The sequence below is a fragment of the Streptomyces sp. NPDC006655 genome, assembly GCF_040703965.1.
Taxonomy (GTDB): domain Bacteria; phylum Actinomycetota; class Actinomycetes; order Streptomycetales; family Streptomycetaceae; genus Streptomyces.
The window spans coordinates 1-21,354 of sequence record NZ_JBEYJU010000081.1 but is presented as its reverse complement, the minus strand read 5'-3'; the positions used below and the strand labels follow the sequence as shown (position 1 = coordinate 21,354).

Genomic DNA, 21,354 nt, shown 5'->3' with positions numbered 1-21,354 from the left:
GGGCTCCCGCCGGCCGGTGCGCGGCGGGGTCAGCTGACCCGGCCGTACCAGACGCTCTTCGTCCAGATCTTCTGGAGCTTCACCACGTCCCCGGTCTTCGGGGCGTGCCAGATCTTTCCCTTCCCGGCGTAGATGCCGACGTGGTACACGCTGGAACCCGAGTGGAAGAAGACCAGGTCCCCGGCCTTGCGGCTGCCGGCCGAGATGTGACGGGTCTTGTTGTACTGCTGGGCCGCCGTTCGCGGCAGGGTCTTGCCCGCCTTCTTGAACGAGTACAGCGTGAGCCCGGAGCAGTCGAACCTGTTCGGTCCGGTGGCGCCCCACCGGTAGGGTGAGCCCTTTTTCGAGGCAGCGACCTGCAGTGCCTTCGTCGCCAGCGTGGCGGCCGAGGCGTCGGAGGCGACACCAGGGATCACGATCGAGCCGCCCACGGCGGCGATCGTCAGCGCCGAGGCCGTACCGGCCCGAGCCATGAGCGACGGAACACGATTGAGCGCAGTCATGCGCAACCCTTCGTCAGCCGCCTGTGAAGGATGACCTGTCGGATTCGGGCTGGCGAAGTTGCCCGGCCGCGTTGCCACGGCTTCACCCCAAGGGCTGCTCGGTCCGGTCATGGCGTGACCGTGCCGGCGACCCGTCGTGCTTGGGTCCTCCACTCCTGCCGATGCACTGCTGTCGACGTCATCCGGGCGGCGGCAGGACTCGGCGTCCGCCCGGACCGCCCCGCCGTGGTGGCGGGGGCTTGTCGTCAGACGGGATCTTCACGCACTCGTGTCCGAAAATCCCAACGGAATCGGGGATTTGTGGGGTTACTCACCACCCACCCGTTCGGGTGGACAGCTCTGTGTTCGATTATCCGTCAACTCCCCTGCGTAGCCCCGGACCTGCGTCGAAGCCCTCCACGACCACCATGGCGCAGGCGAGTCGAGCGGCTTTTTCGGTCAGGTAAAACCACGCCACACTCCGCCGAACGGCGGTAACCCCTTTGGGTCGTTTCAACTCCGGTCCGGGCGTGGCGTCGACGCATCGGACCGGAGTCCTGCGGAGGTCACCGTACGCAGTCGGGCGGGAGTGCGACGCGAGCGGTCCGGCGCTCGCCGTCGAGCACCCGCAACGCCCGTGCCAGCGTGTCCCCGTGCAGCTCCGTCTCGCCCCGTCGATGCATCAGGGCCAGGGCGTCGCGCAGCTCGGACGCCGCGCGCACCAGCGCCTGCGCGGCGCGCAGACCGCGGTAGGTGTCCTCGTTCTGCGCCGGGTTGATACGGCCCAGCAGATCGACCACGTCCAGGTAACGGTCGATCAGCTCGCCCTCCGCGCGGGTCAGCGCGGGCAGCGGCGGCAGCTCCGGTGGCAGCATCGGCGGCTCACCCCGCGTGCGGCCGGCCGAGCGGGGGCCTGTGCGTGGGCATCACCCGGTCCGCCAGCCCGTACGCCACCGCCCCCGGCGCGTCCAGGACCAGGTCCCGCTCCAGATCCCGCTGGACCTGCTCGGGGGTGCGCCCGGTGTGCCGGACGAGCATCTCCTCCACCATCCCGCGGGTCCGTTCCCACTCGGCCGCCTGGATGAGCAGATCACTCGGCTGCCCCCGCACCGGTTCCGGCAGCGCCGGTTGCTGCAGCACGATGCGGGCGCCGGGCAGCACCGAGCGTTTGCCCGGGGTGCCGGCCGCGAGCAGCACCGCGGCCGAGGCCCCGGCCTGACCCAGGCAGACGGTCGCCACCTCGCAGGTGACGTACCGGAGCGTGTCGTAGATCGCGGCCATCGCGCTGAACGACCCGCCCGGGGAGTTGATGTACAGCGAGATGTCCCGCTCCGGAGCCGCGTACTCCAGGTACATGAGCTGCGCCAGCACGTCGTTGGCCGAGGTCTCGTCGACGGGGGCGCCCAGGAAGACGATCCGCTCCTCCAGCAGCTTGGAGTACGGGTCCAGGGTGCGTTGCCCGGCGGTGGTGCGTTCGGTGAACTCGGGCAGGACGTAACGGGCGGACGGTCGGGTCATGGCGATACCACTTCCTCGCGGCTGGGCGTCTCGACGGCTGAGCAGACTGTAAGAAATGTACAGGACGTACATACGTCAGGGCGGAGATTCCGCTGTCGCCGAACAAGATGTGTCGCCGGGGGCGCCCCGTAAGCTGGGGTGTATGGCCTACGAGATTCCGGTGACGCAAGCCAGGGCTGAGCTCGCCGAACTGATCAACCGGGTGGTGTACGGCGGTGAACGCGTGGTCGTGACACGCCACGGCAAGCCGCTGGTCGCCCTCGTCTCCGCCGACGACCTCGAGCGCCTCGAAGAGCTCCCCGAAGCCACCGAGAGCCAGGTGGTCAGCTCCGTCTCCGGCGTGCGCGAGACCGCCGCCGTACGCCCCGAGCGCGGCCGCTTCGGCATCGCTGCGGAGCACCGCGGGACCGCGGGCTCCTAGCCGCCGGCACGGCAGTCGGCACCGGTATCGGCCCTCCCCGGGGTGTCCCGGGTAAGGGCCGATGCCGTGTGCCCGGCGCGCGGTGGTCACCCGGACGGCCGTGCGCGGGGCGGCCGGTGACGGGACGACCCGTTCGGCCCAGCCGTGCGCCCCCATGCGCCGGTCATGGAGTGATCAAGGTCCGGTTAACGTCACCGAAACTCCGGCAAACTAGCCTGCCGATCCATGCCACCAGCGGTTTTCCTGGCCGGATCGGGTTCGCGGGCCCGATCCGCCGCGGTGGCTGCGGCAACCGGACCCCGCACGGTCCGGAGCGAGGACTGTGAGGTGGGACGTGCAACTGACCCCGCACGAGCAAGAGCGGCTGCTGATCCATGTGGCGGCCGACGTGGCCGAGAGGCGCCGGGCCCGCGGACTGAGGCTGAACCACCCCGAGGCGGTCGCCCTCATCACGTCGCACATCCTCGAAGGCGCACGTGACGGCCGTACCGTCGCCGAACTGATGGCCTCCGGGCGCAAGCTGCTCACCCGGGACGACGTCATGGAGGGCATCCCCGAGATGATCCATGACGTGCAGGTCGAGGCGACCTTCCCGGACGGCACCAAGCTCGTCACCGTCCACGACCCGATCGTCTGAGAGGCCGCCGATGATTCCCGGAGAGGTCCTCTTCGCCGAGGGGCCGGTCGTGTACAACGAGGGCCGCGAGACCACCTCGCTGACCGTCCTGAACGCCGCCGACCGCCCCGTCCAGGTCGGCTCCCACTACCACTTCGCCGAGGCCAACCCCGGACTGGAGTTCGACCGGGCCGCGGCGCGCGGCAAGCGGCTGAACATCGCCGCCGGCACCGCCGTCCGCTTCGAGCCCGGCATCCCCGTCGACGTCGAACTCGTCCCGCTCGCCGGTGCCCGTGTGGTGCCCGGGCTGCGCGGGGAGACCGGAGGTGCCCTCGATGCCTGAGATCTCCCGCGCCGCCTACGCCGACCTGTTCGGCCCGACCACCGGCGACCGGATCCGGCTCGCCGACACCGACCTGCTCGTGGAGATCGAGGAGGACCGCTCGGGCGGCCCCGGGCTCGCCGGTGACGAGGCGGTCTTCGGCGGCGGCAAGGTCATCCGCGAGTCCATGGGCCAGTCCCGCGCCACCCGCGCGGAAGGCACCCCGGACACGATCGTCACCGGCGCGGTGATCATCGACCACTGGGGCGTCGTCAAGGCCGACGTCGGCATCCGCGACGGCCGTATCACCGGCATCGGCAAGGCCGGCAACCCCGACACCATGGACGGGGTGCACCCGGACCTGGTGATCGGGCCCGAGACCGAGGTCATCGCCGGCAACGGGCGGATCCTGACCGCGGGCGCCATCGACGCCCACGTCCACTTCATCTGCCCCCAGATCGCCGACGAGGCGCTGGCGGCGGGCGTCACCACCCTGGTGGGCGGCGGCACCGGCCCCGCCGAGGGATCCAAGGCGACCACCGTCACCCCCGGCCCCTGGCACCTCGCCCGGATGCTGGAGGCGATGGAGCAGTACCCGCTCAACATCGGCTTCCTCGGCAAGGGCAACACCGTCTCGCACGAGGCGATGCTCTCCCAGATCCGGGGCGGCGCCCTGGGCCTGAAGCTCCACGAGGACTGGGGCTCCACCCCCGCCGTCATCGACGCCGCCCTGACCGTCGCCGACCGGACGGGCATCCAGGTGGCCATCCACACGGACACGCTGAACGAGGCCGGGTTCGTCGGGGACACGCTCGCCGCGATCGGCGGGCGCGGCATCCACGCTTACCACACCGAGGGCGCGGGCGGCGGGCACGCGCCGGACATCATGACCGTCGTCTCCGAGCCGCACGTGCTGCCGAGTTCGACGAACCCCACGCGCCCGTACACGGTGAACACCGCCGAGGAACACCTCGACATGCTGATGGTGTGTCACCACCTCAACCCGGCGGTGCCGGAGGACCTGGCGTTCGCCGAGTCCCGGATCCGGCCCTCGACCATCGGCGCCGAGGACATACTCCACGACCTCGGCGCGATCTCCATCATCTCCTCCGACGCGCAGGCCATGGGCCGGGTGGGCGAGGTGATCCTGCGGACCTGGCAGACCGCCCACGTGATGAAGCGGCGGCGGGGCGCCCTGCCGGGCGACGGCCGGGCCGACAACCACCGGGTACGGCGGTACGTCGCCAAGTACACGATCAACCCGGCGCTCGCCCAGGGCCTGGCCCGGGAGATCGGCTCGGTGGAGACCGGGAAACTCGCCGACCTCGTGCTCTGGGAGCCCGCGTTCTTCGGCGTCAAGCCGCACCTCGTCCTCAAGGGCGGCCAGATCGCCTACGCCCAGATGGGCGACGCCAACGCGTCGATCCCGACGCCCCAGCCGATCCTGCCGCGCCCCATGTACGGGGCGATCGGGCGGGCCCCGGCCGCCAACTCCTTCAACTTCGTCGCCCCGCTGGCGATCGAGGACGGACTGCCCGAGCGGTTGCAGCTCGGCAAGCGGTTCGTCGCCATCGACTCCACCCGCGGTGTGACCAAGGCGGACATGCGGGAGAACGACGCGCGGCCCAGTGTCCGGATCGATCCCGACAGCTTCGCGGTGCACATCGACGGAGAGCTGGTGGAGGCCGCACCGGCGGCCGAACTGCCCATGGCCCAGCGCTACTTCCTCTTCTGAGAGCCGAGGTCCCTGATGTCCCGGGCAGCGTTGCTGGTGCTGGCCGACGGCCGCTTCCCCGCCGGAGGCCATGCGCACTCGGGTGGGGCGGAGGCGGCCGTGAAGGCCGGGCGGATCACCGGGGCGGCGAGCCTCGAGGAGTTCTGCCGTGGCCGGCTGCACACCACGGGGCTGGTGGCGGGTGCGCTCGCCGCGGCCGCCGTACTCGGTGTCGAGGTGCGGGAGTTGGACGCCGCAGCCGACGCGCGGACCCCGTCGCCCGCGTTGCGGGGCGCCGCGCGCCGGCTCGGACGGCAACTGCTGAGGGCCGCGCGTACCACCTGGCCGAGCGCTGAACTCGACGCCGTGGCCGAGGAGTTCCCCAAGGGTGCCCACCAGCCCGTGGTGCTGGGCGTGGTGGCCAGGGCGGCGGGTCTCTCCGCCCAGGACGCGGCCCACTGCGCGGCGTACGAGTGCGTCAGCGGGCCGGCCACGGCGGTGGTGCGGCTGCTGAGTCTGGATCCGTTCGAGGCGACGGGTGTGCTCGGCCGGCTGGCGCCCGAGGTGGACCGGGTGGCCGACCGGGCGGTGGAGGCGGCGCGCAGAGCGGTCGGGGACGGGGCCGAGGCACTGCCGGCGGCGTCCGCGCCGCTGCTGGAGATCGGCGCCGAGTGGCATGCGGGGTGGGCGGTGCGGTTGTTCGCCTCGTAGCCGTCTCCACCCCGCACCCGGCCCGACGGGACGGTCCCGGACGGGCCGACCGCAGAACCTGCTGAACAAGGAGCCGTACATGCATCTCGACCACGATCACCGGCACGGTCCCGTCGCCGTCAGCGCCGACGCCCGCCGGCCCGACGGGTCCCGGCGCGCCCTGCGGATCGGACTCGGCGGGCCGGTCGGATCCGGCAAGACCGCCACCGTCGCCGCGCTGTGCCGGTTGCTGCGGGACGAACTGTCCCTCGCCGTCGTCACCAATGACATCTACACCCGCGAGGACGCCGAGTTCCTGCTGAGGGAAGCCGTGCTGCCCCCCGAGCGGATCGCCGCCGTCGAGACGGGGGCCTGCCCGCACACCGCGATCAGGGACGACATCTCGGCCAACCTCGAAGCCGTGGAGGACCTGGAGGAGGAAGTCGGGCCGCTGGACCTCATCCTCGTCGAGTCCGGCGGGGACAACCTCACGGCCACCTTCTCCAGGGGACTCGTGGACGCGCAGATCTTCGTGATCGACGTGGCCGGGGGCGACGACATCCCCCGCAAGGGCGGACCCGGTGTCACCACCGCCGACCTGCTGGTCGTCAACAAGACCGACCTGGCGCCGTACGTGGGGTCCGACCTGGCCCGGATGGCCGCGGACGCCAAGGCGCAGCGCGCCGAACTGCCGGTGGTCTTCCAGTCGTTGCGCGGTGAGACCGGGGTGGGCGACGTGGCCGGCTGGGTGCGGGAGCGGCTCGCCGCATGGACGGCGTGACCGCCACCGGCGTGCGTGCGACCGCGAGGATGGTCGCACGGGAGGACGGGCGGGGCGGCACCTCGCTGCCCGTGCTGGAGGGCGAGGGGCCGCTGGCCCTGCGGCGTACCCGGGGGAGCGGTGCCGAGGCCCGGGTGATGGTCGTCGGGGCGATGAGCGGCCCGCTCGGCGGGGACCGGTTCGCCGTCGAGGCCACGGTGGAGCGCGGCGCCCGGCTGCGGGTGGGGTCGGCCGCCGCGACCATCGCGCTGCCGGGACAGTCGAAGGGCGAGGCCCGGTACGACGTCCGGCTCGACGTCGAAGACGGCGGCGAACTGCACTGGCTGCCCGAGCAGTTGATCTCGGCCAAGGGGAGCGAACTGTACGTCACCACCCGGGTCGAGGTGGGTGCGGGCGGCCGGCTCGTGCTGCGTGAGGAGCAGGTGCTCGGACGGGCCGGGGAGACACCGGGACGACTGGGCAGCCGGCTCACCGTGCGGGTCGCCGGGAGCGTCGTACTCGATCAGGAACTGGCCTGCGGGCCCGGCGCGCCCGGCGGCTGGGACGGCCCCGCCGTTGTGGCGGGACACCGGGCCGTGGGTCAACTCGTCATCGTACGACCGGAGTTCGCCGACGAGCCGGTGCGGGCGCGGATGCTGGGGGAGTACGCGGCGCTCACTCCGCTGGCCGGGCCCGCGGTGCTGGTGAGCGCGGTGGCGGCGGACGCGCTGCGGCTTCGGCGGGTGTTGGACGCGGCCCTGGGGGAATGGGGAGGGTGATCCGCTCAGCGGGGCACGTCAACCGGATATCGGATTGGTAAAGAACGGCTGACATGCCTTGTGCAGAGGAGAGTCGCAGCCGGAAAGATCCTCCCTGACCATTCGTAACCATGTAGGGGGAGGGGCCCACTTGAGGGACAACTTCAGATCGAGGAGCCGGACGCTGGCGCTCGGTTCGGCGGGCGCGCTCGTCACCGCGAGCCTGATCACCGGGGCGCTCGCGGCCCCCGCGGCCGGCGCCGAGGCCCGGCACGGCGGCCAGGACCGGCAGCAGCGCGGCGCGGCGATCGCCGCCGCGCGGGCCGCCAAGGCGGGCATCGACTGGGCGGACTGCCCGGCCGACTGGGGCTTCGCCAAGCCCGTCCAGTGCGGCTGGGTCACTGTGCCGCTCGACTACACGAAGCCCTACGGCAAGCAGATCCGGCTCGCCGTCGACCGAATAGCCAGCACGGGGACGAAGGCGGAGCGCCAGGGCGCGCTCGTCTACAACCCCGGCGGCCCCGGCGGCTCCGGGATGCGCTTCCCGCTCCGGGTCGTCAACAAGAACCCCCTGTGGGTCAACGCCTCCAAGGCATACGACTTCGTGGGCTTCGACCCCCGCGGCGTCGGCCACTCCGCGCCCATCTCCTGCATGGACCCGCAGGAGTTCGTGAAGGCGCCGAAGGCCGACCCGGTGCCGGACACCGAGGCCGACAAGACGGCCCAGCGCAAGCTCGCCAGGGAGTACGCGGACGGCTGCGCCGAGCGCACCGGCAAGGCGGTGCTCCAGCAGATGACCACCCCGAACACCGCCCGGGACCTCGACGTCATCCGGGCCGCGCTCGGCGAGAAGAAGCTCAACTACCTCGGTGTCTCCTACGGCACCTACCTCGGCGCCGTGTACGGGACGCTGTTCGCGGGGCACGTCCGCCGGATGATCGTGGACAGCGTCGTCAACCCGTCCCGCGAGAACATCTGGTACGAGGCCAACCTCGGCCAGGACATCGCCTTCGAGGGCCGCTGGAAGGACTGGGAGGACTGGGTCGCCGCCCACGACTCCGCCTTCCACCTGGGCACCACGCGCGACGCCGTCCAGGCCAAGTGGCTCCAGCTGCGCGCCACCGCCAAGGCGAACCCGATCGGCGGGGTCGTCGGCCCGGCCGAGCTGATCTCCTTCTTCCAGAACGCCCCGTACTACGACTCCTCGTGGGTCCCGGTCGCCACGGTGTTCAGCAAGTACGTCGCCGGTGACACCCAGGCGCTGGTCGACGCCGCCGCTCCGGACCTCTCCGACACCGCCGGCAACATCTCCTCGGAGAACGGCAACGCCGTCTACACCGCCGTCGAGTGCACCGACGCCAAGTGGCCCACCCGCTGGCGGAAGTGGGACCGCGACAACACCGAGCTCAACAAGAAGTACCCGTTCATGACCTGGGCCAACGCATGGATGAACCTGCCCTGCGCCACCTGGCCGGTCAAGCAGCAGACCCCGGTGGACGTCACCACCCACAAGGGCCTGCCGCCGGTGCTGATCGTGCAGTCCACCCGTGACGCCGCCACCCCGTACCAGGGCGCCGTCGAACTGCACAAGCGCTTCAGGGGCTCCCGCCTCATCACCGAGCAGGGCGCCGGCTCGCACGGCGTGACCGGCCTGGTCAACCCGTGCATCAACAGCCGTGTCGACTCCTACCTGCTCACCGGCGAGCTGGACGGCGCGGACGTCACCTGCACACCGCACGCCACACCGCAGCCGTAACCCTTCTCGCACCGCGGTGCGGGGCGGCGGGAGCGTTCCCGCCGCCCCTTCCCGCCGCCCCTGCGCCGTCCGACGTCAACTCAGCGGCGCGCGCGGGAACCTGCGCTCCTTCTCGCCCTTCGCCGCCGTCTGCTCCGCCTTGACGACCGCCGCGTACTGGTCGACGTACTCCTGACCGGAGAGGGTCAGGATGGCGTACATGATCTCGTCGGTGATGGCGCGCAGGATCGCCTTCTCGCTCTCCATGCCCGCGTAGCGTGAGAAGTCCAGAGGCCGGCCGAAGCGGATCACGACGGGGTGCAGGGTGGGGACGACCTTCCCGGGCGGCTGCGCCTCGAAGGTGCCGATCATGGCGCACGGGATCACCGGGACACCGGCGCGCAGCGCCATCACGGCGACCCCCACCTTGCCCTTGTAGAGACGGCCGTCGTGCGAGCGGGTGCCCTCCGGGTAGATGCCGAGCAGCTCTCCCTCGGCCAGCACCCCGAGCCCCTCGCGGATCGCCGCCTGGCCGGCCTCCTTCCCCGAGCGGTCCACCGGGATCTGTCCGGCGCTGCGGAAGAAGAACGCGGTCAGCCGGCCCTTGAGACCCGGTCCGGTGAAGTACTCCGCCTTGGCCAGGAAGGTGATGCGCCGCTTCAGGACGGCCGGCATCAGGAAGTGGTCGGAGAAGGAGAGGTGATTGCCGGCGACGATGGCCGGCCCCGACGCGGGCACGTGCTCCAGACCCTCGATCCGGGGCCGGAACACCACGCGCAACAGCGGCCCGAGCAGCACGTACTTGAGCAGGTGGTAGAACACGGCTCTCTCCTCACTTCCGCCGGTCCCCGCCGGAACCGGCGTCCTGCCGGGTCGGCTCGGCCACGGCGGGCCCGGGGCGATGTGCGCCTGTCGTCACTGTGGCCATGCCCGGTCGGTCCCCTGCCGACCCGCTGCCGGTGACCGCGCGCAGCTCGTCGGACGTCGTCTCGTTGGATTTCACCACGGCGGCGGCCGAGTCGTCGCCCGCCCCGCTTCCCTCGGGGCCGGGCTCAGCCGAAGCGCTCGACGCGGATCCGGTCCACGGGCTGGCCCAGCCCGGCGAGCAGCCGGGAGGCGTGCTCGGCGAAGCCGTTGGAGCCGCACACGTACGCCTCCCAGCCCCCGGCCGGAGGCTGCGCCAGGTACGGTTCGAGGTGGGCCGCGGACAGGCGGCCGGGCCGTACTCCGGGCCGTACTCCGGGCGGGCCCGTGCGGGTGAAGACGGGGGTGGTCTCCGCCCCGTACTCGTCGGCGTAGATCAGGTCCTCGGGGGAGCGGGCCGAGACCAGCAGGCGCATCGGGACGGTCAGCCGGCGCAGGCGGTGGTCGCGGACCATCGACATCAGCGGGACGACGCCGGAGCCGGCACCGAGCAGCAGGGCCGGGCGGTCGCCGGGCCAGGCGAAGAACCCGCTGAGCGGGCCGCGTACCTCGACGGTGTCACCGAGCCGGGCGACCCGGTGGAACCAGCCCGACACCTCGCCGCCCTCGACGTGGTCGAGGGTGAGTTCGACGTGGCTGCCGTCGCCGGGCGCCGACGCGATCGAGTAGTGACGCTGGGCGACGTATCCGTCGGCGGCCGTCAGACGCAGCATCAGGTGCTGGCCGGCCAGATGGCCCGCCCAGCCGGGCACGGCGAACCGGAACGTCGAGGCGCGTGGCGTCTCACGGCGGATCTCGACGAGCCGGGCCGGCTGCCAGGTGGCCGCGGCCCGGTTGCTCACGGCGATCCGTCCCGGCACCGCGAACCGGGTCGGCGGAGCGAAGGGCTCGGCCGTCTTCTCAGTCACCGGCGTAGCGCTCCTCGTGCCACGGGTTGCCGCGGGCGTGGTAGCCGTTCTGCTCCCAGAAGCCGGGTTCGTCGTGGTCGAGGAGGCGCAGGCCCGCGATCCACTTGACGCTCTTCCAGAAGTACAGGTGGGGTACGACGAGCCGGGCCGGGCCGCCGTGTCCGGGTTCCAGCGGCTCGTCGCCGAACTCCCAGGCGATCCACGCGCGTCCCCCGGTCAGGTCGGACAGCGGCAGGTTCGCGGTGTACCCGGTGTGCGCGTACGCGACGGCGTGCGTGGCCGAGGGGAGGGGGCGGGCGAGCTCCAGGAAGGTGTCCAGGGACACCCCGCCGAACCGCACCCCGAACTTCGACCAGCTGGTGACGCAGTGGATGTCGCCCTCGTACCCGGACCGCGGAAGGGTGTGGGCCTCCTCCCAGGACCAGGTGCGTTCCTCGGCCACCAGACCGTCGACGCGAAACGACCAGTCGGCGGCCGCGAGGTCGGGGGTGACCTCGGCGGAGAGCACGGGCCAGGAGTCCCCCGCGTCGTACTGGCCGGGCGGCAGCCGCGGATCACGCTCCTCGGCGCGCGAGCGTCCGGTGAAACCCCGGGTGACGATCATACCAGGGCCTCCAAGATCGTCCGTGCGGCCATGCGGGGGCAGGACTCTAACACCCGGGCCCGGCCCACCGCCCCTCTGTCTCGAACTGTGGTTCGCCCAGGTCATGTACGGTGGCGGGCACCATCGAAACATCAGGAGCGTTCCGTCATGTCCCAGGAACTGCGCGCCGTCGACTGGACGGGAACCGGCCTCACGCTCATAGACCAGACCCGGCTGCCGCATCGCACCGAGACCGTGGACGTCCGGGATGTGGACACCCTGGTGGACGCGATCCAGCGGCTCGTGGTGCGGGGCGCGCCCGCGATCGGGGCGGCCGGCGCCTACGGCGTCGCGCTGGCGCTGCTCCAGGGCGAACGCGAGGGCTGGAGCGAGGCGCGGGTGCGCGAGGCCGTGGCCCGCATCCGGGAGGCACGCCCGACCGCGGTCAACCTGATGGTGTGCGTGGACCGGGTCATGGCCCGCTTCGCGGAGGGGCTCGACGCCGTGCTCGCGGAGGCCGCCGCCGTCCAGCGCGAGGACGTCGACGCCAACCGCGCGATGGGCGGTCACGGGGCCGACTGGCTGCTGAAGAAGGCCGGCGTGGACCGGCCGCTGCGGATCCTCACCCACTGCAACACGGGCGCGCTGGCCACGGCCGGCTGGGGCACGGCGCTCGGCGTGATCCGGGAACTGCACGCGCGCGGATGCCTGGAGTCCGTGTACGCCGACGAGACACGCCCTCTGCTGCAGGGCTCCCGGCTGACCGCCTGGGAACTCGTCCAGGAGGGCATCCCGCACTACGTCCAGGCCGACGCGGCCGCCGCCGGGACCATTCTGCGCGGCGAGGTCGACGCGGCGGTCGTCGGCGCCGACCGGATCGCGGCCAACGGCGACACGGCCAACAAGGTGGGCACCGTGGGCGTGGCCCTCGCCTGCGCGTACGCCGGGATCCCGTTCCTGGTGGCGGCGCCGACGACCACGGTCGACCTGACGACGCCGACCGGCGACGACATCCACATCGAACTGCGCGGCGAGGACGAGGTGCTGGAGTGGGCGGGCGTCCGCACGGCGCCGGCCGGGTCGCGCGGCCACAACCCGGCGTTCGACGTGACGCCGGGCCGGCTGGTCACGGGGCTGGTGACCGAGCGGGGTGTGCTGGAGGTGTCGGCGGGGGAGCTGCCCGGGGACCGGCTGCGCTGAACACGCCGGGGGCCACGGCCGGCCGGCCGCGGCCCCCGTGGCCGCCCGCGCGCTCGGCTCAGCGCCGCGTCAGCTCCAGCTCCAGCAGCCACTCGACGACTTCCGTGTGGTGCCGGGCCTGCCGCGGATCGGCGCCCCACACGTACAGGCCGTGCCCGGCGACGACCACCGCGGGCATCCGCGGATCCCGGGCCGCCGCCAGCCGGTCGCCGAGCACCTTCATGTCCTGGCTGTTGCCGATGACCGGCAGCGTCACCTCGACGTCATGGGCGGGCTGCCCGACGCCCTTGAGCATCTCCAGGTCCCGGAGGACGATCCCGCCCGGCTGCCGGTGCCCCATGGCCACCGACGCCACGGTGTGCACGTGCACCACCGCGCCCGCGCCCGTCAGCGCGGCCACCCGCGCGTGCAGTTCCGCCTCCGCCGACGGCCTGCCCTCGCCCACGGCGGTGCCCTGCCCGTCGACCAGCACCACGTCCTGGGGCGTCAGTTCGCCCTTGTCGTGGCCGCTCGCGGTGACCGCGAGCCGCAGCGGGTCCCGGGAGACCACCACGGACAGGTTGCCGGACGTACCGCGCATCCAGCCGAAGGAGGCGAACCGGGCGGACTCGGCGGCGAGGACGGCCCCGGCCTCCCGGAGGTCGGATGCGGTGATGTCGGCGCTCACGTGGTGCTCCCGGTCGTGCTGATGCGGATCTCGTCGAACGTCCCCGCCTGCGCGTGGTCGCCGACGCCCTGCTGGAAGAACGGCTCCCCGGGCCGCCGGATCCCGACGGTGTGCCAGCCCGCGGTACGGGCCGCGTCCAGTTCGCCGGGCCGGTCGGAGAGGAACAGGAGCCGTCCGGGCGCGAGGCCCGTCGACTCCGCGATACGCCGGTACGACTCCGGCTCCTGCTTGGGACCGGCGTTCTCGGTGTCGTAGAGGCCGTGGACCAGCGGCAGCAGGTCGCCCTCGGGGGTCGAGGAGAACCAGGCCCGCTGGGCCGCCACCGAGCCGGAGGAGTAGACGTACAGGCGCAGGCCCGCGGCGTGCCAGGCGCGCAGGGCCGGTACGACGTCGTCGTAGAAGTGCGAGACGAGGTCGCCGCGGGCGAAACCCTCCGACCAGATGAGGCCCTGAAGGGTCTTCAGCGGGGTCGCCTTGCGGTCCTCGTCGAGCCAGGCGTTCAGCGTCCTGACGACCGCGGCCGGTCCGGCGTGCGGGTCGCCGGTCAGCTCGCGTACCTGTGCGAGGGCCCGCGCCACCTCCGGATCACCGCTCCGCTCGGAGAGCAGTGCCGCGAACCGGGAGCGGGAGTACGGGTACAGCACGTCCACGACGAAACCCGTGGCGCTCGTGGTGCCCTCGATGTCGAGCACCACGGCGTCCACGGCGAACCGCGGGGGCGGGACCGGGACGCTCACACCGCGCCCTTGTCCGCCCCGTACCCGGCCGCGATCGTGTCGTAGTCCGGGAAGCGGGAGGAGATGGCCGCACCCGTGAAGGTGCCGATCCAGCCGTCCTCCTCGTGGAAGAACCGGATCGCGGTGAACGACGGCTTCGTGCCCATGTCGAACCAGTGGGTGGTGCCCCGCGGCACGCCCAGCAGGTCGCCCTTCTCGCAGAGGACCGCGTGCACCTCCCCGTCGACGTGCAGGTAGAAGATGCCGGAGCCGGAGACGAAGAAGCGGACCTCGTCATCGTCGTCGTGGGTGTGCTCCTGGAGGAACTTCTCCCGCGCGGCCTTCGCCTTCGCGGGGTACTCGGGGTCGTCGCTCGGGTGCAGACCGAGCACGTCGACGGTGGTGAAGCCCTCCTCGGCGTTGAGCTTGTCGATCTCGGGGCCGTACGCGGCGAACACGGTTGTGCTGTCGGCGTCGAACGGCACGTCCTCGCGGATCGGCCACTGCTCGTAGCGCACGCCGAGCGGCTTGAGCGCCTCCGCGATCTCGGCGGGGTCCGAAGTGCGGCGGACCTGGGTCTCGGGACCGGATTCCGGCCACGTCGTCAGCAGCGTCATGGAAGCAACTCCAGGAGAAGGGAAGGAAAGTCCGGATACCGAGACAGCGCCGGACGAGCGAGAGAGGCGGGTTGCGGGCGGCGCGGGGGCGGTGCGGTGGGTCAGCCCTGACATCGCGCGCCGCTACAGCGACGCGCGTGGGGCGTGAGCAGCGCGTTCGTGCGCGATGTCGTCATCAGGCCTCACCGTTCCGGGGCGGAAGCCGCCACCGTGATGGTAACTCCAGGGCGAACGGCCACCATGTGTGACCCAGTAGTTGTCTCATCTGTTGAGAAACCGCTTCCCACCCTTTGACGAGTGGCCGAAACCGTTCTCATGATCTGCGTATGAAGACGCTGCTGCTCGTGCGGCGGCTGTACGTGGACCTGCTCCGGTCGACCACGGCCAGCTGTCGCTGACCCCTCCCGGAGCCCCCGCACGCCCGTCCCACGGGCGCACGCCCACACGTTGCGCAATGACGCGTCCGTTCCCGCTCCGGTCCGAGCCACCGCCCTCCTCCTCGCGCTGTTTCGCGTCGCCCTTCTCGCACCACCCTCGCACCTGGAGCCCGTCATGTCCCGTGTCCGCCTGCCTCTCGCCGCGCTCTCCCTGGCGTCCGTCTCCGCCCTGGCCCTCTCCGGCTGCTCGCAGTCCTCGGACGCCGCCGCCAAGACGGGCAGCGACACCGCCGCCTCGGCCTCGGCCGCCACCGGCAAGAAGCCCGCCCCCTTCAGCAAGGGCACGGTCAAGGTCGCCCTGGTCCGGCAGAGCGGCGCCGGCGACTACTTCGAGCAGTGGGGCAACGGCGCCAAGGCCCAGGCCAAGGCCCTCGGCATCGACCTGACGGTGTACGACGCCCAGGCCGACAACGCCAAGCAGGCCACCGACCTGTCCTCCGCCATCAACTCCGGCGCTCAGGCGATCATCGTCGACCACGGGTTCCCGGCCACCATCCAGCCCGAGATCGACCAGGCCGTGAAGAAGGGCATCAAGGTCGTCGTGTACGACGTCGACCAGACCAACAAGTCCGTCGTCAGCACCGAGCAGGACGACGCCAGCATGGCGCAGGCCGTCCTCGACGTGATGGCCCAGACGGTCGGGAAGAACGCCAAGGTCGGCTACGTCAACGTGGCCGGTTACGCGGCCCTCGACAAGCGCGACTCGGTCTGGAAGAAGGCGCTCACCGCCAACGGCTGGACCCAGGAGTTCAAGGTCGGCAAGGTCACCGACTCGACCGCCACCGACAACGTCCCGCTGGTCTCCGCCGCCCTGACCCAGCACTCCGACGTGACCGGCGTCTTCGCGCCCTACGACGAGCTCGCCAAGGGCACCGTCCTCGCCGTGCAGAACAAGAAGCTCCAGGGCAAGGTGAAGGTCTTCGGCGCGGACGTCTCCAACGCCGACATCCAGAACATGACGGCCGCGGGCAGCCCCTGGGTCGCCACCGCGGGCACCGACCCGTCCGCCGTGGGCGCCGCCGTGGTCCGCACCACCGCGCTGGAACTGGCCGGCCGGCTGAACCAGTCCTCGGTCGAGTTCCCGGCCGTCGCCATCACCCGGGACTTCCTGGTCAAGAACAAGATCGAGAACATGGACCAGCTGCGCACCGCCCTGCCCGCGCTGAACCTCTCCAAGGTCAGCACCGCGGACTGGATCCCCAATGTCGCCCACTGAGACGGCTCCCGAGGGAACGCCCGCGGTCGGCCTGACGGACGTCAGCATGGCCTTCGGCGGCAAGACGGTGCTGGCCGGGGTCTCGCTCGACATCGCCCCGGGCAGCGTGGTCGCGCTGCTCGGGGCGAACGGCGCCGGAAAGTCCACGCTGATCAAGATCCTGTCGGGCGTGCACCCCGGCCACGGCGGTGAGGTACGGGTCGCGGGGGAGCCCGTGGCCCTCCCGTCCCCCGCCGCCGCCCGCCAGTTGGGCATCCAGACCGTCCACCAGCGCATCGGCGAGGGCATCGTGCCCGGCCTCAGCGTGGCCGAGAACCTGGTCTTCGAGGAACTGGCCCGCAGGCGCGGCAACCCGTTCCTCAGCGGCAGCCGCACCCTGGCCCGCGCCCGCGAGATCCAGGCGGCCCTCGGCCTGGACTGGAGCGACCCCGTCCTGCGCCAGGACGTAACCGAACTCGGCATCTCCGACCGACAGTTGCTGATCCTCGCCCGCGCCCTGGCCACCCGCCCCCGCCTGCTCATCCTGGACGAGCCCACCTCCGCGCTCTCGGCGGCCGAGGCCGAACGCCTCTTCGCGCTGATCGGCAGGATGCGCGAGGACGGCATCGCGGTGCTCTACGTCTCCCACCGCCTCGGCGAGATCGACGCCCTCGCCGACCGGCTGGTGGTGCTGCGCGACGGCCGGCTCACCGAGGACCAGACCCGGCCCTTCGACTGGGACACCGCCCTGCGCGCGATGCTCGCCCATGCCCAGGAGGCCCAGACGGCCCGCCCCGTCCGCGAGGGCGACCAGGGCGAGACCGTCCTGTCGCTGCGCGGCGTACGGCTCTTCGACGGCCGCGCCCCGCTCGACCTCGACCTGCGCACCGGCGAGGTCACCGGCGTCGTCGGCCTGCTGGGCGCGGGCAAGACCGAACTGGCCCGCGGCCTGTTCGGCGCCGAGCCCTTCCGCACCGGGGCCGTCACGCTGGACGGCAGGGCCTACGCGCCGCGCCGTCCCGCCGACGCCATCCGGGCGGGCGTCCACCTGGTCCCCGAGGACCGGCACGCCGACGCGCTGGTCCCGGGCTGGTCGGTGGCGCAGAACATCTCGTTGCCGTTCCTCAGGTCCCTCTCGCCGTCGGGCCTGCTGAGCCGGTCCCGGGAGGACGCCCTGGGCCGCGGCACGGTCGAGGCCCTCGGGATCGTCACCCGCGACGAGCACAGCACCGTGGAGGAACTCTCCGGCGGAAACCAGCAGAAGGTGGTCGTCGGCCGCTGGCTCGCCGAGACCCCGCGTGTCCTCATCCTGGACGAGCCGTTCCGCGGCGTGGACATCGGCGCGCGCCGCGACATCGGCCGCCGCGCCCGCGCCCTCGCCGCCGAGGGCGCGGCCGTGCTCGTCCTGTCCGCCGACGTCGACGAGGTCCTGGAGATCGCCGACCGGGTCGTCGTCCTCGCGGCCGGTGAGGTCCACCTCGACGCGTACGGCGAGGACGCGGAGCGCGACCGCGTCATCCAGACCATCGCCGGGTCCCTCTGAGACCCTCCGACACCGGCCGCCGAAGGAAGCAGCACCATGACCACCACCCAGAGCACCGAGGTCCCCGCCAAGACGGCGACCCGGCCCGCGACCTCCACCGCCGCGCGCGTCCAGAACGCCGTGATCAAGTACGGCTTCATCTTCGTCACGGTCGCGCTCTTCCTGTACTTCGCGCTGAGCGAGGGCACCTTCCGCGAGTCGGCGACCCTCCTCGACACCCTCCGGTACGTCTCCGTCGCCGCGATCCTCGGCCTCGGCGTCACCCTCACCATGGCCGTCGGCGGAATGGACATGTCCGTCGGCGCCGTCGCCGGCCTCGGCGTCTCGGTCGCCGCCCAGACCATGGTCGTCCACAACCAGGTCGGCGCGGTCGCGATCGTGGCGGTGCTGGCGGCGGGCGCCCTCGCGGGCCTGCTCAACGCCCTCCTGATCGTCGTGCTGAAGATCCCCGACATGCTGGCCACCCTCGGCGTCATGTTCGTGATCCAGGGCGGCAAACTCATCCTGGTCGACGGCCAGTCCGTCACCCCGGGCATGACGATGTCCGACGGCTCCACGGCGCCCGGGAAGTTCACCGCGGGCTTCCTGCGCATCGACCGCGGCACTGTCCTCGGGATCCCCGTCTCGGTCCTGATCTTCGCCGCGCTGACGGTCGCCGCCTGGGTCTTCCTCGCCCGCACCCGCTGGGGCCGGGTCCTGTACGCCATCGGCGCCAACCCCGAGGCCTCCCGGCTGGCCGGCATCCGCGTCGGCGCCTACCGGGCCCTGGCCTACGTCATCTCCGGTGTGCTCGCCTCGGTCGGCGGCCTGATCCTGGCCTCCCGCATCGGCCAGGGCGACGTGAGCGCCGGCACCTCCCAGCTCCTGGAAGCGGTCGCCGTCGCCCTCGTGGGCACCTCGGTACTCGGCCGGGGCCGCCCGAACGTGTGGGGCACGGCCCTGGGCGCGGTCCTCATCGGCATCATCACCACCGGCCTGACCATCAAGGGCCTGCCGTACTACACGCAGGACGTGGTCGAGGGCGCCGTCCTCATCCTGGCCCTGGTCTTCAGCTTCACCCTGTCCAAGCGCCGTACCGCATAAGGAGACCGACACGATGGGCTACCGCATCCTGGACGCCGGCGACGTCCCCGGCTACCTGGGCGAGCGCGGCCACTGGGACGACCTCGGCGACATCCACGTCCGCGAGGTCTCCGACGGCAACCTCAACCACGTGTTCCTGGCCTCGGACAGCGCCGGAACGCGCAGCCTCGCCGTCAAGCAGGCCCTGCCCTGGGTCCGCGTCGCCGGTCCCTCGTGGCCGCTGAGCCCCGACCGCTCCGACGCCGAGGCCCGCGCCTACGCGCAGATCGCCAAGGTCGCCCCGGACAAGATCCCCGCGATCCACGGCTACGACGCCGAGAACCACGTCCTCGTCATGGAGGACCTCTCCGACCTGGCGGTCCTGCGCACCCACCTCAACGAGGGCGGCTCCTACGGCCCGTACACCTCGGTGCGCATCGGGGAACTCGTCGCCCAGCTCTCCTTCGCCACCAGTGACTTCGGGATGCCCTCCGTCGCACGCAAGGCACTGATCGCCGCCTCCGCCAACCCCGAACTCTGCAAGATCACCGAGGACGTGGTGCTGTCGGAGCCGTACCTCGAGCACGAGCACAACCACTGGCACCCCGGACTCGACGACCTGGCCGCCGCGTTCCGCGCCGACACCCGGCTGCGCACCGAGGTCGCCGACCTCCGGCACGTCTTCATGACGAGCGGCCAGGCGCTGCTCCACGGCGACCTGCACACCGGCAGCGTCATGGCGGGCCGGCGGGACGGCGCCGAGCTCGTCCGGGTCTTCGACCCCGAGTTCTCCTTCGTCGGACCGATCGGCTTCGACCTCGGCCTGTACTGGGCGAACGTCCTCGTCTCCGAGGCCCGCGCGGACGCGCTGGGTACCGAGGGCGACCACGCCGAGCAACTGCGCCTCAGCTGGGAGGGGTTCGAGGCCGAGTTCCGCCGGCTCTGGCCCTCGCGCATCGACACCTTCTTCGACGACGCCTACCTGGAGCGGTTCCTGGGCCGGGTCTGGACGGAGTCGGTCGGCTTCGCGGGTACGGAGCTGATCCGCCGCGTCATCGGCTTCGCCCACCTCACCGACCTGACCACCCTGCCCGACCCCCTCCAGCTGACCGCCTCCCGCCGTTCCCTGCTGCTCGGCCGCGAACTCGTCCTGCACCGCGCCGAACTGACGGATCCCGAGTCCGTCCGCCGCCGCTTCGGCGACCTCACCGGCTGACGTCGGCCCTCCGGCACGTTCCGGGCGGTGCCCGTGCGGGGCCGCTCCCCGGGCATGCATAGGATGGCCCCGATGCGTCCGACCGAGCCGCCCCCGAAGCGACCGCCCCAGAGGCGGTGGCGAGCGCTGCTCGTCCTCGGGCTGCTGGCCGGGCTGCTCGGCATGCACGCGCTGGCGCCCGGCGGTGTCATGGGGCACCACGGCGCACCCGAGCGGGCCGTCCCGCGCACGGCGGTCACGGTCACCTCCTACGACGGCTGCGGCGACGACGGTCACTGCGGCGGCGGCCACGCGCACCACGCCGACGCGACCTGCGCCTCGGGCGCGCTCAGCGGTGGCCCGGCGCTGCCCGCCCCGGCCCCGGACCCGGTGCACGTCCCCGTGACGGATCGCACCGTCTCCTCCCGCGCGGCGACGGCACCCGACGCCGCCCGTGCACCACCCGATCTCGCCGAACTCCAGCTCCTGCGGATCTAGCGGCACCCGAGCCGGCCGCGCGCGTGCGGCGCGCCGGTCGCGCTCCCGCGTGCCCACTCACACCCATCGCAGGAGATCCAGCATGACCACCACGCGTACCCGCGCCGTCCTCGTCGCCCTCACCGCGACCGCCGCCCTCGCCCTCACCGCGTGCGGCGGCGACGACAGCGCCGGCGCCACGCACGCGTCCCACTCGGCGGCGGCCGGCGCGACCGCGTCCGCCTCCGCCGGCACGCACAACGCGCAGGACGTGTCCTTCGCCCAGACCATGATCCCGCACCACCAGCAGGCCCTGGAGATGGCCTCCCTCGCCGCCGACCGGGCCTCCTCCGCGCAGGTGAAGGACCTCGCCGCCCGGATCGAGAAGGCCCAGGACCCGGAGATCAACACCATGACCGGCTGGCTGAAGGCCTGGGGCGAGGACGTGCCCATGGCAGGCATGGACCACAGCGGTCACCGCGGCATGGCCGGGATGATGTCCGACAAGGACATGACCATGCTGAAGCAGGCCAAGGGCAAGGACTTCGACACGATGTTCCTGACCATGATGGTCCAGCACCACCGGGGGGCCGTCGAGATGGCCGGGACCGAGCAGGCCAAGGGCGCGTACGCCCCGGCCACGAGCATGGCCGGCTCCATCGTCACCGGGCAGAACGCCGAGATCAAGGAGATGAACAAGCTCCTCGGCAAGGGCTGAGCAGCAGCGGCGGGGGGGGGGCCCCCCCCCCCCCCCCCGCCGCCCCAACCCCCCCACCCAAAAAACAAACGGAAAAATAAGGGGGGGGGAAAAAAC

Annotated in this window: 24 protein-coding genes and 1 riboswitch; of the genes, 15 read left to right on the top strand and 9 right to left on the bottom strand. The window is 72.1% G+C overall.

The genetic code is table 11. The annotated features are described in order from the left end of the window. Positions 1-29: 29 nt before the first annotated feature. The 3 genes from AB0958_RS33690 to AB0958_RS33680 form a co-directional block, all read right to left on the bottom strand. Entirely contained in the window at positions 30-503 is a 474-nt protein-coding gene (locus AB0958_RS33690) for a C40 family peptidase (RefSeq protein ID WP_132887856.1), read from the bottom strand. Between the two features lie 3 nt (positions 504-506). Continuing rightward, positions 507-691, bottom strand: a riboswitch (cyclic di-AMP (ydaO/yuaA leader). Positions 692-1,048: 357 nt separating this feature from the next. After that, entirely contained in the window at positions 1,049-1,357 is a 309-nt protein-coding gene (locus AB0958_RS33685; RefSeq protein WP_046730013.1) for a hypothetical protein, read from the bottom strand. A gap of 7 nt (positions 1,358-1,364) precedes the next feature. After that, a complete protein-coding gene (locus AB0958_RS33680; RefSeq protein WP_366894266.1) occupies positions 1,365-2,000 on the bottom strand; it encodes an ATP-dependent Clp protease proteolytic subunit in 636 nt (211 codons plus the stop codon). A 142-nt stretch (positions 2,001-2,142) separates the two neighbouring features. Between AB0958_RS33680 and AB0958_RS33675 the strand changes: the two genes are divergently transcribed. From AB0958_RS33675 to AB0958_RS33640, 8 genes are all read left to right on the top strand, one after another. Further along, entirely contained in the window at positions 2,143-2,421 is a 279-nt protein-coding gene (locus AB0958_RS33675) for a type II toxin-antitoxin system Phd/YefM family antitoxin (protein WP_366894265.1), read from the top strand. A gap of 334 nt (positions 2,422-2,755) precedes the next feature. Beyond that, entirely contained in the window at positions 2,756-3,058 is a 303-nt protein-coding gene (locus AB0958_RS33670; RefSeq protein WP_046730081.1) for an urease subunit gamma, read from the top strand. Between the two features lie 10 nt (positions 3,059-3,068). Beyond that, a complete protein-coding gene (locus AB0958_RS33665) occupies positions 3,069-3,380 on the top strand; it encodes an urease subunit beta (protein WP_366894264.1) in 312 nt (103 codons plus the stop codon). Then, positions 3,373-5,094, top strand: coding sequence for an urease subunit alpha (locus AB0958_RS33660; RefSeq protein ID WP_366894263.1), 1,722 nt, complete (start codon positions 3,373-3,375; stop codon positions 5,092-5,094). Before AB0958_RS33665 ends, AB0958_RS33660 begins: the two co-directional genes overlap by 8 nt. Positions 5,095-5,109: 15 nt before the next feature. Then, positions 5,110-5,784 carry an urease accessory UreF family protein gene (locus AB0958_RS33655; RefSeq protein ID WP_366894262.1) on the top strand — a complete coding sequence of 225 codons (675 nt, stop codon included), beginning with the start codon at positions 5,110-5,112 and terminating at the stop codon, positions 5,782-5,784. Positions 5,785-5,863: 79 nt separating this feature from the next. Further along, complete coding sequence (ureG, locus tag AB0958_RS33650; RefSeq protein ID WP_366894261.1) at positions 5,864-6,544, top strand: urease accessory protein UreG; 681 nt, start codon at positions 5,864-5,866, stop codon at positions 6,542-6,544. After that, a complete protein-coding gene (locus AB0958_RS33645; protein ID WP_366894260.1) occupies positions 6,532-7,302 on the top strand; it encodes an urease accessory protein UreD in 771 nt (256 codons plus the stop codon). The genes ureG and AB0958_RS33645 overlap by 13 nt, the downstream gene beginning before the upstream one ends. A gap of 130 nt (positions 7,303-7,432) precedes the next feature. After that, positions 7,433-9,037 carry an alpha/beta hydrolase gene (locus AB0958_RS33640; RefSeq protein WP_366894259.1) on the top strand — a complete coding sequence of 535 codons (1,605 nt, stop codon included), beginning with the start codon at positions 7,433-7,435 and terminating at the stop codon, positions 9,035-9,037. A gap of 75 nt (positions 9,038-9,112) precedes the next feature. Here the strand turns inward: AB0958_RS33640 and AB0958_RS33635 are convergent, their stop codons facing one another. The 3 genes from AB0958_RS33635 to AB0958_RS33625 form a co-directional block, all read right to left on the bottom strand. After that, positions 9,113-9,838, bottom strand: a complete 726-nt coding sequence (locus AB0958_RS33635; RefSeq protein WP_366894258.1) for a lysophospholipid acyltransferase family protein — start codon at positions 9,836-9,838, stop codon at positions 9,113-9,115. A gap of 230 nt (positions 9,839-10,068) precedes the next feature. Then, positions 10,069-10,848 (bottom strand): ferredoxin reductase, encoded by a 780-nt coding sequence (locus AB0958_RS33630; RefSeq protein ID WP_366894257.1) that lies wholly within the window; start codon positions 10,846-10,848, stop codon positions 10,069-10,071. After that, positions 10,841-11,452: a sulfite oxidase-like oxidoreductase gene (locus AB0958_RS33625; protein ID WP_366894256.1), complete on the bottom strand. Its 612-nt coding sequence runs from the start codon at positions 11,450-11,452 to the stop codon at positions 10,841-10,843. The genes AB0958_RS33630 and AB0958_RS33625 overlap by 8 nt, the downstream gene beginning before the upstream one ends. A 147-nt stretch (positions 11,453-11,599) precedes the next feature. Between AB0958_RS33625 and mtnA the strand changes: the two genes are divergently transcribed. Further along, on the top strand, positions 11,600-12,631 hold the full coding sequence (gene mtnA, locus AB0958_RS33620) for an S-methyl-5-thioribose-1-phosphate isomerase (protein WP_366894255.1): 1,032 nt from the start codon (positions 11,600-11,602) through the stop codon (positions 12,629-12,631). A gap of 58 nt (positions 12,632-12,689) precedes the next feature. Here the strand turns inward: mtnA and mtnB are convergent, their stop codons facing one another. The 3 genes from mtnB to AB0958_RS33605 are packed head-to-tail and all read right to left on the bottom strand — an operon-like array spanning position 12,690 to position 14,631. Further along, positions 12,690-13,298, bottom strand: coding sequence for a methylthioribulose 1-phosphate dehydratase (gene mtnB, locus AB0958_RS33615; RefSeq protein WP_366894254.1), 609 nt, complete (start codon positions 13,296-13,298; stop codon positions 12,690-12,692). Next, on the bottom strand, positions 13,295-14,035 hold the full coding sequence (gene mtnC / locus AB0958_RS33610; RefSeq protein WP_366894253.1) for an acireductone synthase: 741 nt from the start codon (positions 14,033-14,035) through the stop codon (positions 13,295-13,297). Before mtnC ends, mtnB begins: the two co-directional genes overlap by 4 nt. Next, positions 14,032-14,631 carry a cupin gene (locus AB0958_RS33605; protein ID WP_366894252.1) on the bottom strand — a complete coding sequence of 200 codons (600 nt, stop codon included), beginning with the start codon at positions 14,629-14,631 and terminating at the stop codon, positions 14,032-14,034. Before AB0958_RS33605 ends, mtnC begins: the two co-directional genes overlap by 4 nt. Before the next feature lie 552 nt (positions 14,632-15,183). On the opposite strand from AB0958_RS33605, the gene AB0958_RS33600 reads away from it, so the two are divergent. The 6 genes from AB0958_RS33600 to AB0958_RS33575 all read left to right on the top strand — a co-directional run bounded on the left by AB0958_RS33600 (position 15,184) and on the right by AB0958_RS33575 (position 21,258). Then, complete coding sequence (locus AB0958_RS33600; protein ID WP_366894251.1) at positions 15,184-16,284, top strand: substrate-binding domain-containing protein; 1,101 nt, start codon at positions 15,184-15,186, stop codon at positions 16,282-16,284. Next, a complete protein-coding gene (locus AB0958_RS33595; protein WP_366894250.1) occupies positions 16,271-17,806 on the top strand; it encodes a sugar ABC transporter ATP-binding protein in 1,536 nt (511 codons plus the stop codon). Before AB0958_RS33600 ends, AB0958_RS33595 begins: the two co-directional genes overlap by 14 nt. Before the next feature lie 36 nt (positions 17,807-17,842). Then, positions 17,843-18,889 (top strand): ABC transporter permease, encoded by a 1,047-nt coding sequence (locus tag AB0958_RS33590; protein ID WP_366894249.1) that lies wholly within the window; start codon positions 17,843-17,845, stop codon positions 18,887-18,889. 13 nt (positions 18,890-18,902) lie between these two features. Next, on the top strand, positions 18,903-20,084 hold the full coding sequence (mtnK, locus tag AB0958_RS33585) for an S-methyl-5-thioribose kinase (protein ID WP_366894248.1): 1,182 nt from the start codon (positions 18,903-18,905) through the stop codon (positions 20,082-20,084). 72 nt (positions 20,085-20,156) lie between these two features. Continuing rightward, on the top strand, positions 20,157-20,561 hold the full coding sequence (locus AB0958_RS33580; protein ID WP_366894247.1) for a DUF6153 family protein: 405 nt from the start codon (positions 20,157-20,159) through the stop codon (positions 20,559-20,561). An 82-nt stretch (positions 20,562-20,643) separates the two neighbouring features. After that, positions 20,644-21,258 carry a DUF305 domain-containing protein gene (locus tag AB0958_RS33575; RefSeq protein WP_366894246.1) on the top strand — a complete coding sequence of 205 codons (615 nt, stop codon included), beginning with the start codon at positions 20,644-20,646 and terminating at the stop codon, positions 21,256-21,258. The last annotated feature ends 96 nt before the right edge of the window (positions 21,259-21,354 follow it).

Coding starts and splice junctions, on each gene's coding strand:
- ureG (WP_366894261.1), top strand. CDS start 5,864: ATGCATCTCGACCACGATCACCGGCACGGTCCCGTCGCCGTCAGCGCC.
- AB0958_RS33685 (WP_046730013.1), bottom strand. CDS start 1,357: ATGCTGCCACCGGAGCTGCCGCCGCTGCCCGCGCTGACCCGCGCGGAG.
- AB0958_RS33675 (WP_366894265.1), top strand. CDS start 2,143: ATGGCCTACGAGATTCCGGTGACGCAAGCCAGGGCTGAGCTCGCCGAA.
- AB0958_RS33590 (WP_366894249.1), top strand. CDS start 17,843: ATGACCACCACCCAGAGCACCGAGGTCCCCGCCAAGACGGCGACCCGG.
- AB0958_RS33645 (WP_366894260.1), top strand. CDS start 6,532: ATGGACGGCGTGACCGCCACCGGCGTGCGTGCGACCGCGAGGATGGTC.
- AB0958_RS33655 (WP_366894262.1), top strand. CDS start 5,110: ATGTCCCGGGCAGCGTTGCTGGTGCTGGCCGACGGCCGCTTCCCCGCC.
- AB0958_RS33595 (WP_366894250.1), top strand. CDS start 16,271: ATGTCGCCCACTGAGACGGCTCCCGAGGGAACGCCCGCGGTCGGCCTG.
- AB0958_RS33600 (WP_366894251.1), top strand. CDS start 15,184: ATGTCCCGTGTCCGCCTGCCTCTCGCCGCGCTCTCCCTGGCGTCCGTC.
- AB0958_RS33660 (WP_366894263.1), top strand. CDS start 3,373: ATGCCTGAGATCTCCCGCGCCGCCTACGCCGACCTGTTCGGCCCGACC.
- AB0958_RS33625 (WP_366894256.1), bottom strand. CDS start 11,452: ATGATCGTCACCCGGGGTTTCACCGGACGCTCGCGCGCCGAGGAGCGT.
- mtnK (WP_366894248.1), top strand. CDS start 18,903: ATGGGCTACCGCATCCTGGACGCCGGCGACGTCCCCGGCTACCTGGGC.
- AB0958_RS33580 (WP_366894247.1), top strand. CDS start 20,157: ATGCGTCCGACCGAGCCGCCCCCGAAGCGACCGCCCCAGAGGCGGTGG.
- AB0958_RS33605 (WP_366894252.1), bottom strand. CDS start 14,631: ATGACGCTGCTGACGACGTGGCCGGAATCCGGTCCCGAGACCCAGGTC.
- mtnA (WP_366894255.1), top strand. CDS start 11,600: ATGTCCCAGGAACTGCGCGCCGTCGACTGGACGGGAACCGGCCTCACG.
- AB0958_RS33680 (WP_366894266.1), bottom strand. CDS start 2,000: ATGACCCGACCGTCCGCCCGTTACGTCCTGCCCGAGTTCACCGAACGC.
- AB0958_RS33690 (WP_132887856.1), bottom strand. CDS start 503: ATGACTGCGCTCAATCGTGTTCCGTCGCTCATGGCTCGGGCCGGTACG.
- AB0958_RS33665 (WP_366894264.1), top strand. CDS start 3,069: ATGATTCCCGGAGAGGTCCTCTTCGCCGAGGGGCCGGTCGTGTACAAC.
- AB0958_RS33575 (WP_366894246.1), top strand. CDS start 20,644: ATGACCACCACGCGTACCCGCGCCGTCCTCGTCGCCCTCACCGCGACC.